The organism is Variovorax guangxiensis, from assembly GCF_003952165.1.
GTDB lineage: Bacteria > Pseudomonadota > Gammaproteobacteria > Burkholderiales > Burkholderiaceae_C > Variovorax > Variovorax guangxiensis.
Window position 1 is genome coordinate 19,342 of record NZ_RXFT01000003.1, and the last position, 14,738, is coordinate 34,079.

A 14,738-nucleotide genomic window follows, 5' to 3' on the forward strand; every position below is an offset into this window, starting at 1 on the left:
CAGCCAGCTATTTGTCGAACGCGGGGTCGATCGGCACGCGGTAGCCGTTGACGAGCCGGTTGGTCTCGTTGGCCATGCCGACCACGGCCATGAGCTCGGCGAACATCGCGGGCGTCATGCCGGCCTTCTCCGCGCCGGCGTGGTGGCTCGCGGTGCAGTAGCCGCAGCCGTTGGTGACGCTCACGGCGAGGTAGACCATCTCCTTCACCACCGGGTCGAGCGCGCCGGGCGCCATCATCTCCTTCAGGCTGCTCCAGGTGCGCCGGAGCGTGGCAGGGTCGTTGGCGAGGTACTTCCAGAAGTTGTTGACGTCGGGCACGTTGCGCGTGGTCTTGATGTCGTCGAAGACGGCGCGCACTTCTTCCGAAGCGGCCGCGTATTCGATGGGCTGGGGTTTCATGCAAGGCTCCTGATGGTGGATGCGTTGCCGGCAACGGTACCAGCCTTCACCGCGCCCTGCCCGTCAGTAAGTCTGCAGGAACCGGGCATGCTCCCGGTGCATGTGCGAGCGCGCGAGCAGCCACTTTCTCAGCGCGGCCTGCTTGTCGGGCGAGAGGTCCTTCGAGCATTGGTCGAAGGCCTCGCCGAGCAGCCTGAACTCGACGTCCAGGTGGCGGCGCGATGGCGGCGCGCCGGCCGGCGAGTTGTTCCGCGCGAAGTTCAGCAGCGCTTCCTGGCCGAAGGCTTCCATCTCCTTGACGAGGCGGCTGCGCTCCAGCATCAGGCGACGCACGATGGCGTTGCGCCTGCGCGGCCCGAAACGGCGCAGGATGGGGTTGGAGTCGTCGCCCTGCACAGTCGCCAGGATGATGTCCATCTGCTCGAGCAGATGCAGCCACTGCTCGGGCTGGAAGAACTCCACCGATGCAGCGGGCGCCTTCTCTTCTTTCCTCTTCACGACGAGCATGGTTGTCTCCTGCTGTCATTCTTTTTCTGCCGATGAGCCCCGGCCTGCTTCGGGCCGGGGCTTCACGCGCTGCCGTACTCGGCGGCGGCCGGAGCCGGCCGCCGTCCGCGAACGATCACCGGAGGTCGAAGCGATCGAGGTCCATCACCTTCGCCCATGCGGCCACGAAGTCGCGCACGAACACCTGCTGCGCATCGCTGGAGCCGTAGACCTCCGAGAGGGCGCGCAGCTGCGAGTTCGAGCCGAACACCAGGTCGGCGGTGGTGGCGGTCCACTTCGCCTCGCCGCTGGTGCGGTCGCGTCCTTCGAGCACGTTGGCGTCGGCGGCCGACTTCTTCCAGCCGGTGCGCATGTCGAGCAGGTTCACGAAGAAGTCGTTGCTCAGCGTCTCCGGCCGCTTGGTGAAGACGCCGTTGGGCGACTGCCCGTAGTTGGCGTTCAGCACGCGCAGGCCGCCGACGAGCACCGTCATCTCGGGCGCGCTCAGGCGCAGCAGCTGCGCCTTGTCGAGCAGCAGGTCGGCGGTGGCCGCGGGGTTGGCGCCCTTGCGCAGGTAGTTGCGGAAGCCGTCGGCCAGCGGCTCCAGCGGAGCGAAGGATTCGACGTCGGTCTGTTCCTGCGATGCGTCCATGCGGCCCGGCGAGAAGGGCACGGTCACGTCCTGGCCGGCCTTCTTCGCGGCGGCCTCGACCGCCGCGTTGCCGGCCAGCACGATCAGGTCGGCCAGCGAGATCTTCTTCTTGCCGCCGGCCTGCGCGCCGTTGAACTCCTTCTGGATGCCTTCGAGCACCGACAGCACCTTCGACAGCTCGGCCGGCTGGTTCACTTCCCAGTCCTTCTGCGGCGCGAGACGGATGCGTGCGCCGTTGGCGCCGCCGCGCTTGTCGCTGCCGCGGAAGGTCGAGGCCGAGGCCCAGGCGGTGCGCACCAGCTGGCCGATGCCCAGGCCCGAGGCCAGCACCTTGGCCTTGAGCGCGGCAGTGTCCTTGTCGTCGACCAGCTGGTGGTCGACGGCGGGGATCGGGTCCTGCCAGATCAGCTCTTCCTTGGGCACCAGCTTGCCGAGGTAGCGGGCGCGCGGGCCCATGTCGCGGTGCGTGAGCTTGAACCAGGCGCGGGCGAAGGCGTCGGCGAACTCCTGCGGGTTGGCCATGTAGCGGCGCGAGATCTTCTCGTAGGCCGGGTCCATGCGCATGGCCATGTCGGCCGTGGTCATCATCGGGGCGTGGCGGCGCGACGGGTCGTGCGCGTCGGGCACGGTGCCGTTGCCGGTGTCGCCCTTGGGCTTCCACTGGTGCGCGCCGGCCGGGCTCCTGGTGAGCTCCCATTCGTAGCCGAACAGCGTCTCGAAGTAGCTGTTGTCCCACTTGGTGGGCGTGGGGGTCCAGGCGCCTTCGATGCCGCTGGTGGTGGCGTGCACGCCGATGCCGCTCTCGAAGCTGTTCTTCCAGCCCAGGCCCAGTTCCTCGATGTCTGCGCCTTCCGGCTCGGCACCCACTTTGGCAGGGTCGCCGGCGCCGTGGGCCTTGCCGAAGGTGTGGCCGCCGGCGGTGAGCGCCACGGTTTCCTCGTCGTTCATCGCCATGCGCGCGAAGGTCTCGCGGATGTCGCGGGCCGACTTCAGCGGGTCGGGATTGCCGTTGGGGCCTTCGGGGTTGACGTAGATCAGGCCCATCTGCACGGCGGCCAGCGGGTTGGCGAGATCTCGCTCGCCGCTGTAGCGCTCGTCGCCCAGCCACTTGTTCTCGGCGCCCCAGTTGACGTCGTCTTCCGGCTCCCAGATGTCGGGTCGGCCGCCGGCGAAGCCGAAGGTCTTGAAGCCCATGGACTCCAGCGCGACGTTGCCGGTGAGGATCATCAGGTCGGCCCACGAGAGCTTGCGGCCGTACTTCTGCTTGATCGGCCACAGCAGACGGCGCGCCTTGTCGAGGTTGCCGTTGTCGGGCCAGCTGTTCAGCGGCGCAAAGCGCTGCGCGCCCGCGCCGCCGCCCCCGCGGCCGTCGAAGGTGCGGTAGGTACCGGCCGAGTGCCAGGCCATGCGGATGAACAGCGGCCCGTAGTGGCCGTAGTCGGCGGGCCACCAGTCCTGCGAGTCGGTCATCAGTGCGTGGAGGTCCTTGACGACGGCGTCGAGGTCGAGGGTCTTGAATTCCTTCGCGTAGTCGAAGGCCTCGCCCATGGGGTTGGCCCTGGCGGAGTGCTGGTGCAGCAGCTTCAGGTTGAGCTGGTTGGGCCACCAGTCTGTGTTCGTCGCGGCGCGGCGTGCGGTGCCGGTGGTTGCATGACCCGGGAACGGGCATTTGGCTTCATCGGACAAGGGGTTCTCCTTTGGTTGTGGGGTGGCTCGGAGGTGCAGAGCCGGACCAGTCTAGGTTCGGGTGACCGATCCATCAACCAAATTGAGTGCATTGAATTCATAGCCAAGACCTATGAATTTCGCCTTGTCCGGTGAAGGCTCTAGCCGCTGTTCTTCGGCTGCGAGCCTGGCATCGGAACCAGCCCCTGGCGAACGGCGGTGGTCGTGTGGCCGCCGAAGCCCCAGTTGTCGGTGTCGACCTCCTCGATGACGATGTGCGTCCACTCCGGCGGCTTGTGCAGCACGCGCTCGAGCGTCTCGGTGACCTCGCGGATGACCTGCGCCTTCTGCTCGGCGGTGTTGCCCTCGCGGGTGATGCGGATGCTGACGAATGGCATGGCCGTATCTCCTTTTTCCTGGCCGCACTCAGCGCCCGGCGCTGAAGCCGCCGTCCACCGGCAGCACGGTGCCGGTTACGAAGCCGGCGCGGGCGAGGTAGAGCACGGCTTCGTCGATGTCGCGCGTGGTGCCGATGCGGCCCAGCGGGTGCAGTCCGGCGAGCGCCGCGTGGTTGTCGGCGCTGTGCATGGGCGTATCGACCACGCCCGGCGCCACCGCATTGACCGTCACGCCGTAGGGCGCGAGTTCGAGCGCCAGCGCGCGCGTGGCCTCGTTGACGCCGCCCTTGAGCGCAACCGCCAGCAGCGCGGGCACGCCGCTGTGCGGCTGCATCGCGATCGCGGCGGTGATGTTGATGATCCTGCCGCTGCGCCGTTCGCTCATGTGCTTCGCCGCTTCCTGCGACGCGTAGAGCACGCCCTTCAGGTTGGTCGCGATGTTCTCCTCGATCTCCTGCGGCGTGAACTGGACGAAGGGCTTGGCGGTGAAGATGCCCGCGTTGTTCACCAGCACGTCGACGTGGCCGTAGCGCGCGATGGCCTGTGCGAACAACTCGCGCGCCGACTCCGGCCGGCCGACGTCGCCCGCGACGCCCAGGAAGCGCCCTCCTGCGTTCAGGCCTTCGGCCGCGGCCTGCAGGCGCTGCTCGGTGCGGCCGGTGCCCACGACGTTGTAGCCCTCGCGCAGGAAGGCCTCGGCCAGGCCCAGGCCGATGCCGCTGGTGGCGCCGGTGATGACGACGGTGTTTTCAGACTTGCTCATGGTGGTCCTCGATCAGGTTCGGTTTCAGAAAAAAGTTCGGAAGGGCCGGTGCGGATTTCAGGTTTCGCCACCGGTTGGACTGAACTTTATTGATGACAAGGAGAGCAATAAACACACGCGACTACACTTGTCTTGATACTTCATGTAATCAATATGCAGCGCCAATTCGACGACGTACTCCTGGGCAGCATCGAGCTGTTCTGCCTGGCGGCCGAGGCCGGCAGCTTCACCGCGGCCGCCAACGCGGCGGGCGTCACGCCGGCGGCGGTGAGCCGCTCCATCGCGCGGCTGGAGAAGCGCCTGGGCGTGCGCCTCTTCGTGCGCTCCACGCGCAGCATCCGGCTCACCGAAGGCGGGCGGGAGTACTTCGAGCAGTGCCGCGCCGCCCTGCACCAGCTGGCGGAGGCCGAGCACAAGCTCACCGGCGAGCAGGTGCAGCCTTCGGGCACGCTGCGCATCAGCGCGCCCACCACCTATGGGCACCACCGCCTGCTGCCGCTGCTGCCCGGGTTCCGCGCGCGCTATCCGCTGATCAAGGTCGAGGCGCACATCAGCAACCGCAACATCGACCTGCACGAGGAGAACTTCGACGTCGCGATCCGCTTTCGCGCCCAGCCCGATTCGACGATGGTGGCGCGCCATCTGGAAGACGCGAAGCTCGTGGTGGTTGCGAGCCCGGCCTACCTGCGCCGCGCGGGGCAGCCGCTGACGCTGGACGACCTCGCGCGGCACGAGTGCATCCAGTTCGACCTGCCCAGCAGCGGGCGGCAGATTCCGTGGCTGTTCACGGACAACGGGCGCGAGAAGGAAATCCTCTCCACCGGCAACTACAGCTGTGCCGAAGACGTGCTCGCGGGCGTCACGCTGGCCCGGGCCGGCGCGGGGCTGTTCCAGACCTACGGCTTCGTCGTCGAGAAAGACCTGGCGCGCGGCGAGCTGGTCGAGGTGCTGCAGCCCTACGCCGGGCGCTCACGGCCGGTGAGCCTGATCTATCCGCATGCGCGGCTGCTGCCCTCTCGGGTGCGGGCGTTCGTGGAGTTCATCGTGGAGCGCGCCACCTAGGCAAGGGCCCTCAATGCGGCGGAGCCTGGATCTGCCAGTACGTTTCGGCGCCTCGTTTTCTCGGAATCAATCCGGGCCGTTGACCGGCACGCGCACCGCCGTAGAAAAGAGCCATGTCCTCCAGAAGGGCCGGCGAGTCTCCATATTTCGAATGCCCGAGAACGTCGGTGTCGATGTCGCTCGCATCGATGGTCTCGACGCCAGGCGAGAGCGTCAGCGCTGCGCCCGCGATGCCCGCGCGAGGCCTTCCCCAGACGACCCTGGAAGCGTTCAGCGCCTTGTCGTTGTCCGATGCATAGAGGTTCACGGCGTAGCCGGCCTTGACCATCGCCGGCGCGATCTGCACCGTGAAGACCCTGGCGTCGATGTCGGGAGCCGCCAGCGTGACCAGCTTCACCTTGGCGGCCAGCTTCGGGCGATTCAGGGCGAGCGACATCAGCGCATGGGTCGTCGTCCAGGAGCCCATGCTGTGCGCAAGAACGTAGATCTCCTCGGCGCGGGTCTTCTCCCCGAACTGGACGAGAAACTCCTCGAGCGCGGGAATGGAGCTGATGGCCTTGGTGAAGTCCCGCAGGTAGTTGGCGGTTCCCTCGACGGGCGACTCGCCATTCGACGGCCAGCTGAAAAAGGCCGGCATCTAGGCACGCCTCATCTTGCGACGGCGCCCGAGAGGAGACATCCCTCGAATTGGTGATGCACCTTTTCGCACTCCGGCGACAAGCCTTCATGGCATGGAACGATAAACTCGGCGCGCTGGCCGAGGGCCCTGCACCACGCGCGAATACCACGCCGGCATCTTCGATCCCCGGGTACCGCGGGATGCTCCAGAAGCACGCCCCGGCACCGGGCTCCCATTCTTCCCCGCAGAAAAAACAGACAACATGCGCAACCGCGTCCTCCAGGTCGCCGCGACAGCAGCGGCCGTTCTTTTTTCGGCGCCTTTCGCGACCGCGCACGAGCTGTGCACGCTGATCGCCGATGCCGATGCCGATTCCGGCAAGGTGCTTCTGCAGCGCGGCCCTGCCTGTTCCGAGCGCGTGACGCCCGCCTCGACTTTCAAGCTCGCCATCAGCCTCATGGGCTACGACGCGGGGGTGCTGAAGGACGCTGCACAGCCGGCCTTGCCTTATCAGGCGGGGTATCCGGATTGGGGTGGCGATGCCTGGCGGCGCGACATCACGCCGGCCACATGGATCAGGGACTCCGTCTTCTGGTACTCGCAGCAGGTTGTGAAGCGGGTCGGGCAGGAGCGCTTCGCGCAATATGTGAAGGCTTTTCGGTATGGCAATGCAGATGTCTCTGCCGTGCCGGTCGATGACCCTGGGCAGAACGGCGTCTGGGTGATGAGTTCCCTGCGCATCTCCCCCGAGGAACAGCTTGCGTTCATGCGCAAGATCGTGCGCCGCCAGCTGCCGGTGAGTGCGCATGCCTTCGACATGACCGCACTCATCGCAAGCTACGGCGCCACGGTCGACGGCTGGGCCGTGCATGGCAAGACGGGCACCGGGTCGCCAGGCACCGACAACCGCTACGACGCGAGCCGCGCTTATGGCTGGTACGTGGGCTGGGCCACCAAGGGCGCGCGAAGGGTGGTGTTCGCACGCCTCATTCAGGATGAGCAGGCGCTCAGGCCCAACGCGGGCCTGCGTGCGCGCGACGAACTGCTTCGGCTTCTGCCAACCGTCGACCATTGAGGCGGGCATCGACATGACCGCATTGCGCCGCGCGCTTGCCGCGCTTCTCCTCCTTCTCGGTTCGTCCTGCGTCATTGCCCAGACCTTGGCGCTGACGTTCGACGACGGCCTCGACCCTTCGAAAGAGCCCGCGGCCGCGTCGTGGAACCGGCAGATCCTGGAAACGCTCCGCGATGCGGGCATCACGTCCATGGTGTTTCCAGCACTCGTGCGCACCGGCCCGGCCCAAGGACTGGACCTCATCCGGGACTGGGCGCGCGCGGGCCACGCGGTAGGCAACCACACCTCCCGGCACCGCAGCCTTGGATCGCCTCAAGTGCCGCTTGCGGACTTCATCGGCGATGTCAAGGAGGCCGAAGCCGTGCTGAGCCGGCTTCCTGGCTGGACGAAGATGCTGCGCTTTCCGTATCTCAAGGAAGGCGACACGCTTGCCAAGCGGGACGGCATGCGCCTCTGGATGCAGGCCGCAGGCTACAGGGCGGCACCGGTTTCGATCGACGCGAGCGACTGGTACTACAACCAGGTCTATGCGGCCTGGCTGGACGAAGGAAATGCCGGCAAGGCCGATCGGGTGAAGGCCGCGTACATCGAGCATCTGCTGGACCGCGCGGCCTACTACGACGCCCTGGCCCGGCAGGTCCTCGGCCGCAGCCCTGCCCATGTGATGCTGCTGCACACGAGCAGGATCAACGCCGCCGCTCTCGGCGAATTGATCGCTGCGTTCCGGGCGCGAGGGTGGACTTTCATCGCCGCCAGGACGGCCTTCGACGACCCGGTCTACACCGTTCGGATCGACACCCTGCCTGCGGGCGAAAGCGTCGTCTGGGCCAGCGCCAAGGCGGCGCAGGTTCCAGGTCTGCGCTATCCGGCCGAGGACTCGGTCTATGAGGAACCGAAGCTGCGCGCGCTGGGACTGGTGCCGGCGCGACTGCTGCGGTAGTGCCGTTCATTGCCAATGATGGCCAATTTACGACCTGATCAGACGTTCCCCGGGCATGGAGGGTCGAAGACGCCGAAGAGCGCCGGTCACCGCTCGTGGGGGAAAAGCCGATCGATCGGACAGTGCGTCTTGATGAACGGCGACTTGATGACGATGTAGCTGAAGTACTTCGAGATGCCGATGTTGCGTTCGAGCAGGCTCTCGATCACTTCCTGGTAGTGGTTCACACCGCGCGTGAGGAAGCGCAGCAGGTAGTCGTAGCCGCCGCTGACCAGATGGCATTCGAGCACCTCGTCGACCTCGCGGATCGCGGCCTCGAAGCGCACGAAGTCCTCGCGATGGTGGTCCTGCAGCGTGACCTCGGTGAACACGGTCAGCGTGTCGCCGAGCTTCTCCAGCCGCAGGTGCGCGCCGTAGCCGGCGATGTAGCCGGCCTGCTCCAGCCGCTTCACGCGGATCAGGCAGGGACTGGGCGACAGCCCGACCGCGTCGGCCAGGTCGACGTTGGTCATGCGCCCGTTCTTCTGCAGCTGGGACAGGATGCGCAGGTCGAGTCGGTCGATCTTGAATGCTTCTGACATGGCGGTGCCTGACAACGAAACGAGGAATCCCGATTTTGCGACGGCCGCCGGTTCCCGAGGGCTCTTCCCGCGTGCCTGTCAGGCCGCCAGCGCGGCGCGCACGTCAGGGGCGTCGAGCACCTCGTCGAGCGTTCGCTTCAGGCGCGTGAAGAGCTGCGCGAACTCGTCCTCGGTGAAGGTGAGCGCGGGCGCGAAGCCGAGGATGTGGTCGCCGAAGGAACGGAACACCAGGCCGTTGCGGTAGCCGGCTGCGAAGATGCGGTCCGACAGCCCCAGCGCCGCGTCGAAGCGGCGCTTGCTGGCCTTGTCGCTCACCAGCTCCAGCGCGCCCAGCAGGCCGCGGTGGCGCGCGTCGCCCACCAGCGGATGGGCGCGCAGCGCCTCCAGCCCGGCCGCGAAATGGGCCGCGCCGCGCTGGCCATTGGCGAGGATGCCGCCTTCCTCGTAGAGCCGCAGCACCTCGAGCGCGACGGCCGCGCCCACCGGGTGCGCCGAATAGGTCGCGCCGTGGCCGATGGGGGCACCCGACGGCGCGCCGTCGGCAATGCCTGCGTAGACCTTCTCGGACATCATGGTCGCGCCCATCGGCACATAGCCGGCGGTCAGGCCCTTGGCCATGGTCATCAGGTCGGGCTCCACGCCTTCGGCCTCGCAGGCGAACATGGGGCCGGTGCGGCCGAAGCCGGTGATGACCTCGTCGACCACGAAGAGGATGTCGAGTTCGCGCGCCGCGTCGCGCATGGCCTTGAGCCAGCCCTTGGGCGGCACGATGACGCCGCCAGAGCCCTGGATCGGCTCGCAGAAGAAGGCGGCCACGTTGTCCGCGCCCAGCTCGGCCACCTTGGCGCGCAGCGCCGCGACCGAGGAGGCGATCAGCGCCTGCGGGTCGGCGCCGTGCTCATGGCGGTAGGCATAGGGCGAGGCGATGTAGTGCTGCGTGGGCAGCGGCAGGTCGAAGCCACGATGGAAGGCCGGCAGCGCGGTGAGGCCCGCGCCGGTGGAAGATGAGCCGTGGTAGCCGCGCTCCAGCGATATGAACTGTTTCTTCGACGGCCGGCCGATGGCGTTGTAGTACTGCACGATGAAGCGCACGGCGGCATCGACCGCCTCGGAGCCGCCCAGCGTGAGGTACACGCGCGTGAGCGACGCGGGCGTGATCTGCACCAGCTTCTGCGCGAGGCGGATCGCCGGCTCGCTGCTGAAGTGGAAGTAGCCGGTGGCGTAGGGCAGCCGGCGCATCTGCTCGGCGGCGGCCTGCACCACGCTTTCCTGGCCGTAGCCCACGTTCACGCACCACAGGCCTGCGAACGCGTCGAGCAGCTGGCGGCCGTTACCGTCGGTCAGCCATGCGCCCTTGCCCGAAGACAGCACGGTGGGCCCGCGCTGCTCGTGCACGCGCCAGGGCGAGACGGGGTGGATGAGGTGCGCGCGGTCAATGGCGTCGAGCGCGGCTTGCTGGGGCAATGCGGTGGGGTGTGTCATGGGGTGTGAAGGAGCGAGAGCGAAGGAAGCTTTCGATGCCCTCAGCTTAGGCGGCCCGCGGTGCGAGGTGGTGCTGCTTTGGGGGTGCCGCGCGAAGCAGGCTGCGGTTGTGCACGCCATGCTCAGCAGATCGTGCGGTCGGTCCTTCGCGCCTCTTTTCAGTACCCGCGCGCGCGGTCGACCAGCCCCAGCATCGGCTCGCCGGCCTCGAAGCGTTCGAGGTTGTCGAGCACCGCTTCGGCCGCGCTCAGCGGCTGCGTCATGCTCGCGATGTGCGGCGTGAGCTGGATGCGCGGATGGCGCCAGAAGGCATGCTCCGGCGGCAGCGGCTCGGGGTCGGTCACGTCGAGCACCGCGTCGCCCATGCGGCCGCTCTCCAGCGCGGCCAGCAGGTCGGCATCGACCAGCTGCGGCCCGCGTCCCACGTGCACGAGGCTCGCGCCTTCGGGCAATTGCGAGAACAGGCGCGCATCGAGAAAGCCGCGCGTCGAATCGGTCAGCGGCAGCAGGCACACGAGGATGTCGGAGCGCGCGAGGAATGCGGGCAGCTCATCTGCGCCGGCGTGGCATTGCACGCCCTGCACCTGGTGCCGCGAGCGGCTCCACCCCGCGCAGTCGAAGCCCAGCGCGACGAGCTGCGCCAGCACGGCCTGCCCGAGCGAACCCAGCCCGAGCACGCCCACGCGCCGCTCGGCGGCGGTGCGCACGGGCAGCGGCTTCCAGCAAGCCTCCTGCTGCTGGCGCCGGTACTGCGGCATGTCGCGATGCAGGCCGAGCACCGCATGCGTCACGTACTCGACCATGCCGCGCACGATGCCGGGCTCCACCATGCGCACCACGGGCAGCGCTGGCGGCAGCGACGCGAAGTCGAACTGGTCTACGCCAGCGCCGGAGGAGAACAGCACCTGCAGATCGGGGAAGCGCGTCGCCAGGTCGTCCGGCGGCTCCCATGCCGCGAGAAAGCGCACCTGCGACGCATCACCGATATCGGGCCAGACGCGGAAGTCGATGTGCGGGGCGCGGCGGCGGAACACTTCGGCCCACAGGCGGCCGCGTACGGGGTCGGATTTGTAGAGAAAAGTGAAGGCCCCCACGAACGCCTCCTTCAACCCAGGGCCTGGGTCACGAGGGCGAACAGCGCCGGTGCGTCCGCTGACCGGGCCAGCGGCGCACCGCGCACCATCGTCGTGGGCGCATCCACGCGCAGCAGGCCGATGCTTTCAAGCCATTCGGCCAGGCCGCTATCGAAGTCGACGTCGATGCGCGTGAAGCTGCCCGCATTCATGCCGGCGAGGTGCGCGATCAGCGCCTTCGCGCCCTCGGCACTGGGCGCGACCACCGGGCCGATGACATGGCCCCGGCCGAAGCGGCGCAGCATGGCAAAGCCCTTGGGGGTGTTGTCGTGGTCGAACACCACGCAGGCGTCGGCGGTGGCGAGCAGGTCAGCGATCAGTGCGTCGCGCGGCATGCCGCGCGCCGCGGCATCGAGCGCCTGCAGCGCAGGCAGTTCGTTCAGGCCCGCGGGCCGCAGGCGCCAGCCGCGCTGCAACGCGATCAGCGGCGCCGGCTGCGCAATGCCCTGGTGCTGCCGGACTTCGCCGGTCCGCACGAAACCGAGCCGCTCGTACAGGCCCCGACCTTCCGACGTGGCGTGCAGCAGCACGGTGCGGTCTTCCATCCCTTCGAGCAGCGCGGTCATGAGCCGATGCCCGATGCGGCGGCCCTGGCATGCGGGCGTGACGATCACCAGGCCGATGGTGGCGTGGCGCTCGCCCCAGCGCCATCGCAGGGCGGTGGCGATGATCTCGCCGTCGCGCTCGACCACGGTGCCTTCGGCGTGCGCGAACATCTGTTCCCAGTCGGCCGGCCGGTGCGGCCAGCGCAGTTCGGCGGACAGCGCATGGGCGTGCGGCAAGTCGGCGGAGGTCATCGGTCTGAGCACCACGCCGTCCATGGCGGGTGCGTTCGTGGCGGGTTCGGGCATCGGGAAGTCTCTCTGTTGCGGCTGGAATGGCACGCCTATCTTGGACGACATTGCGGCGCTGCACCAGACCGAATCGGCTCTTCGCAGCAACTCGCAAGCTTCGCCTGCCACCCACCCCGGTCTTGCAATTTACTGCGGTGGCGCGCCCCCATACGCACACAAATGCCGCGTCGATCTGCCTAGCATCGGTCGGCCCGGATCTACGCCCACCGCCCCCTCTTCTCTTCGCCCCTCTCCACCTGCCCCGTGCCATGGAAGCCTTCGATTGGAAACCTATCCAGCTGCGTGCGGGCCGTGCGGCCGGCGCACGCTCGCGCCCGGCGCCTGTGCTTCAAAAGCGTGCCCGTCGACTTCGCCGCGACGCAGCGAGGTGCGTGGCCGCACACCGAAAGGGCGGACAGCACGGCATGCTGCCGCCGCCCCCGTAAACCGCAGCTTCGGTTCGGGCAGCACCTTTTTTCCCTACATCCCCCAAGCGACTGCGTGCTGCAATCACTTCGTAATGAGCTTGTCGCAATTCCTGTCTATTCGCCACCTTGTTCGCCACTTCTGAAAAAGGATCGAGACCATGACCTTCCGTCCCAAGTACGTGACCTTCGACTGCTACGGCACCCTCACCCGGTTCCGCATGAAGGAGATGGCCGCAGACCTGTTTGCCGACCGCATTCCCAAAGAACGCATGGAGGAGTTCCATGCGGACTTCACCGCCTACCGCTTCGACGAAGTGCTGGGCGCATGGCAGCCCTATGAGGTGGTGCTGAAGAACGCGGTGCGGCGCCTGTGCCGCAAGTGGAAGATCCAGTACTTCGACCTCGACGCGCAGAAGATCTACGACGCGGTGCCCACCTGGGGCCCGCACGATGACGTGCCGGCCGGCCTGGCGAAGGTCGCCAAGGAAATCCCGCTGGTGATCCTGTCGAACGCATCGGACGACCAGATCCAGAAGAACGTCGCGATGCTGGGCGCGCCCTTCCACCGCGTCTACACCGCGCAGCAGGCCCAGGCCTACAAGCCGCGCCTGACGGCCTTCGAGTACATGCTCGACTCGCTGGGCTGCAACCCCGAAGACGTGCTGCACGTGTCGTCCAGCCTGCGCTACGACCTGATGTCTGCCGACGACCTGGGCATCGTCAACAAGGTGTTCGTCAATCGCGGCCACGGCCCCGGCAACCCGGCCTACCGCTACACGGAAATCCAGGACATCGGCGGCCTGCCCGGCGTCGTCGGCCTCTGATCTCCCTTTCACGCAGCCACACACAGCACCACGCCATGAAGCTCGACTCCTACTGGACCGATTCGGCACCCGCCTTCGTGCCCCAGGCACGCGAGCTGCCGGGGCGGGTCGACGTCGCCATCGTCGGCGGCGGCTTCACCGGCCTGTCGGCGGCGCTCGCGCTGGCCCGGCGCGGCGCGAGCGTCGCGGTGCTGGAGGCCGGCACGCGGGTGGCGGCAGAAGCCTCGGGGCGCAATGGCGGGCACGTCAACAACGGGCTGGCCGTGGACTACGCCGATGTGGCGGCCAAGGTCGGCGTGGAGCGTGCGCGCGGCTGGTATCGCGCCTACGACGACGCGGTCGACACGGTGGAGCGGCTGGTGCGCGAGGAAGCCATCGACTGCGACTTCCTGCGCCACGGCAAGCTCAAGCTCGCCACGCGGGCGAACCAGATGGCCGCGCTCGAGCGCAGCGCGCGGCGGCTCATCGACGACGGCGTGGACAGCGACGTCGAAGTGCTCGACGCCACGCGTGTGCGCGCCGAGGTGAGCAGCGAGCGTTTCCACGGCGGCCTGCTCTACAAGCGCAGCGGCCAGATGCACATGGGCCGCTTCGCCGGCGGGCTTGCAGCGGCCGCGCAGCGCGGCGGCGCCTCGATTCATACCGGCACGGAGGTGAGCCGCATCGAGCGCATCGGCGGCAGCGGCCATGCCCACCGGCTGCACACCGGGCGCGGCGCTGTCGTCACCGCGCAGCAGGTCCTGCTGGCCACGGGCGCGACGCGCCATGGCGGCTACGGCAGCTTCGGCTGGCTGCGCCGGCGCATCGTGCCCATCGGCAGCTTCATCGTCGTCACCGAGCCGCTGGGCGAAGAGCGCGCGAAGGCGCTGCTCGCGGCGCGGCGCACCTACACCACCATCGCGAACATCCACCACTACTTCAGGCTCACGCCCGACCACCGGCTGGTGTTCGGCGGCCGGGCGCGCTTCGCAGTTTCCAGCCCGCAGTCGGATGCCGCCAGCGGCGACATCCTGCGCGCCGGCCTGGCCGAAACCTTTCCGCAGCTCGGCGCGGTACGGCTCGACTACTGCTGGGGCGGCCTCGTCGACATGACGCAGGACCGGCTGCCGCACGCCGGCGAGCGCGACGGTCTCTACTACGCCATGGGCTACAGCGGCCACGGCACGCAGATGTCGGTGCACATGGGCCAGCGCATGGCCGCCGTGATTGGCGGCGATGCCGGAGCCAACCCCTGGCAGGGCCGCGACTGGCCCGCCATTCCCGGCCACTTCGGCCCGCCGTGGTTCCTGCCGGCGGTGGGCCTCTATTACCGGCTCAAGGACAGGCTGGCCTGAGAGCGGGCTGTCCGGCGTTCGTTCTTCCGACTGATTTCTTCCACCCCACGGCCCCCCCAGGAG

Annotated in this window: 15 protein-coding genes; 5 read left to right on the top strand and 10 right to left on the bottom strand. The window is 68.0% G+C overall.

From position 1 onward, the window contains the following. Positions 1 to 7 precede the first annotated feature (7 nt). The 5 genes from EJP67_RS08525 to EJP67_RS08545 form a co-directional block, all read right to left on the bottom strand. Positions 8 to 400, bottom strand: coding sequence for a carboxymuconolactone decarboxylase family protein (locus EJP67_RS08525; protein WP_126021294.1), 393 nt, complete (start codon positions 398 to 400; stop codon positions 8 to 10). 63 nt (positions 401 to 463) lie between these two features. Then, positions 464 to 907, bottom strand: coding sequence for a hypothetical protein (locus EJP67_RS08530; protein ID WP_126021295.1), 444 nt, complete (start codon positions 905 to 907; stop codon positions 464 to 466). 115 nt (positions 908 to 1,022) lie between these two features. Next, positions 1,023 to 3,224 carry a catalase/peroxidase HPI gene (gene katG, locus EJP67_RS08535; protein ID WP_126021296.1) on the bottom strand — a complete coding sequence of 734 codons (2,202 nt, stop codon included), beginning with the start codon at positions 3,222 to 3,224 and terminating at the stop codon, positions 1,023 to 1,025. Between the two features lie 140 nt (positions 3,225 to 3,364). Then, positions 3,365 to 3,601, bottom strand: coding sequence for a tautomerase family protein (locus tag EJP67_RS08540; protein WP_126021297.1), 237 nt, complete (start codon positions 3,599 to 3,601; stop codon positions 3,365 to 3,367). Positions 3,602 to 3,629: 28 nt separating this feature from the next. Then, entirely contained in the window at positions 3,630 to 4,364 is a 735-nt protein-coding gene (locus EJP67_RS08545) for an SDR family NAD(P)-dependent oxidoreductase (protein WP_126021298.1), read from the bottom strand. Between the two features lie 153 nt (positions 4,365 to 4,517). Here EJP67_RS08545 and EJP67_RS08550 point away from each other — a divergent pair, with 153 nt between their 5' ends. Continuing rightward, entirely contained in the window at positions 4,518 to 5,426 is a 909-nt protein-coding gene (locus EJP67_RS08550) for a LysR family transcriptional regulator (RefSeq protein ID WP_126021299.1), read from the top strand. Between the two features lie 10 nt (positions 5,427 to 5,436). Here EJP67_RS08550 and EJP67_RS08555 read toward each other — a convergent pair whose 3' ends face one another. Beyond that, positions 5,437 to 6,063, bottom strand: coding sequence for an alpha/beta hydrolase (locus EJP67_RS08555; RefSeq protein ID WP_126021300.1), 627 nt, complete (start codon positions 6,061 to 6,063; stop codon positions 5,437 to 5,439). A gap of 244 nt (positions 6,064 to 6,307) precedes the next feature. Here EJP67_RS08555 and blaOXA point away from each other — a divergent pair, with 244 nt between their 5' ends. Together blaOXA and EJP67_RS08565 are read left to right on the top strand one after the other, a co-directional pair. Next, positions 6,308 to 7,120, top strand: a complete 813-nt coding sequence (blaOXA, locus tag EJP67_RS08560) for a class D beta-lactamase (protein ID WP_126021301.1) — start codon at positions 6,308 to 6,310, stop codon at positions 7,118 to 7,120. After that, the gene (locus tag EJP67_RS08565) at positions 7,074 to 8,060 is read left to right on the top strand and encodes a polysaccharide deacetylase family protein (RefSeq protein WP_240650564.1); all 987 of its coding nucleotides are present in this window, start codon (positions 7,074 to 7,076) and stop codon (positions 8,058 to 8,060) included. The genes blaOXA and EJP67_RS08565 overlap by 47 nt, the downstream gene beginning before the upstream one ends. A gap of 86 nt (positions 8,061 to 8,146) precedes the next feature. Here the strand turns inward: EJP67_RS08565 and EJP67_RS08570 are convergent, their stop codons facing one another. The 4 genes from EJP67_RS08570 to EJP67_RS08585 all read right to left on the bottom strand — a co-directional run bounded on the left by EJP67_RS08570 (position 8,147) and on the right by EJP67_RS08585 (position 12,107). After that, positions 8,147 to 8,641: an Lrp/AsnC family transcriptional regulator gene (locus EJP67_RS08570; protein WP_126021302.1), complete on the bottom strand. Its 495-nt coding sequence runs from the start codon at positions 8,639 to 8,641 to the stop codon at positions 8,147 to 8,149. A gap of 78 nt (positions 8,642 to 8,719) precedes the next feature. Beyond that, on the bottom strand, positions 8,720 to 10,123 hold the full coding sequence (locus tag EJP67_RS08575) for an aspartate aminotransferase family protein (RefSeq protein WP_126021303.1): 1,404 nt from the start codon (positions 10,121 to 10,123) through the stop codon (positions 8,720 to 8,722). A 158-nt stretch (positions 10,124 to 10,281) separates the two neighbouring features. Further along, entirely contained in the window at positions 10,282 to 11,217 is a 936-nt protein-coding gene (locus tag EJP67_RS08580) for a 2-hydroxyacid dehydrogenase (protein WP_126021304.1), read from the bottom strand. Between the two features lie 11 nt (positions 11,218 to 11,228). After that, positions 11,229 to 12,107, bottom strand: coding sequence for a GNAT family N-acetyltransferase (locus EJP67_RS08585; RefSeq protein ID WP_126021305.1), 879 nt, complete (start codon positions 12,105 to 12,107; stop codon positions 11,229 to 11,231). Between the two features lie 568 nt (positions 12,108 to 12,675). Between EJP67_RS08585 and EJP67_RS08590 the strand changes: the two genes are divergently transcribed. Both EJP67_RS08590 and EJP67_RS08595 read left to right on the top strand, forming a co-directional pair. Next, a complete protein-coding gene (locus EJP67_RS08590) occupies positions 12,676 to 13,341 on the top strand; it encodes a haloacid dehalogenase type II (protein WP_126021306.1) in 666 nt (221 codons plus the stop codon). Positions 13,342 to 13,376: 35 nt separating this feature from the next. Continuing rightward, on the top strand, positions 13,377 to 14,675 hold the full coding sequence (locus tag EJP67_RS08595) for an NAD(P)/FAD-dependent oxidoreductase (RefSeq protein WP_126021307.1): 1,299 nt from the start codon (positions 13,377 to 13,379) through the stop codon (positions 14,673 to 14,675). Positions 14,676 to 14,738: the final 63 nt, after the last annotated feature.

Coding starts and splice junctions, on each gene's coding strand:
- EJP67_RS08525 (WP_126021294.1), bottom strand. CDS start 400: ATGAAACCCCAGCCCATCGAATACGCGGCCGCTTCGGAAGAAGTGCGC.
- EJP67_RS08530 (WP_126021295.1), bottom strand. CDS start 907: ATGCTCGTCGTGAAGAGGAAAGAAGAGAAGGCGCCCGCTGCATCGGTG.
- EJP67_RS08540 (WP_126021297.1), bottom strand. CDS start 3,601: ATGCCATTCGTCAGCATCCGCATCACCCGCGAGGGCAACACCGCCGAG.
- EJP67_RS08545 (WP_126021298.1), bottom strand. CDS start 4,364: ATGAGCAAGTCTGAAAACACCGTCGTCATCACCGGCGCCACCAGCGGC.
- EJP67_RS08550 (WP_126021299.1), top strand. CDS start 4,518: ATGCAGCGCCAATTCGACGACGTACTCCTGGGCAGCATCGAGCTGTTC.
- EJP67_RS08555 (WP_126021300.1), bottom strand. CDS start 6,063: ATGCCGGCCTTTTTCAGCTGGCCGTCGAATGGCGAGTCGCCCGTCGAG.
- blaOXA (WP_126021301.1), top strand. CDS start 6,308: ATGCGCAACCGCGTCCTCCAGGTCGCCGCGACAGCAGCGGCCGTTCTT.
- EJP67_RS08570 (WP_126021302.1), bottom strand. CDS start 8,641: ATGTCAGAAGCATTCAAGATCGACCGACTCGACCTGCGCATCCTGTCC.
- EJP67_RS08575 (WP_126021303.1), bottom strand. CDS start 10,123: ATGACACACCCCACCGCATTGCCCCAGCAAGCCGCGCTCGACGCCATT.
- EJP67_RS08585 (WP_126021305.1), bottom strand. CDS start 12,107: ATGCCCGAACCCGCCACGAACGCACCCGCCATGGACGGCGTGGTGCTC.
- EJP67_RS08590 (WP_126021306.1), top strand. CDS start 12,676: ATGACCTTCCGTCCCAAGTACGTGACCTTCGACTGCTACGGCACCCTC.
- EJP67_RS08595 (WP_126021307.1), top strand. CDS start 13,377: ATGAAGCTCGACTCCTACTGGACCGATTCGGCACCCGCCTTCGTGCCC.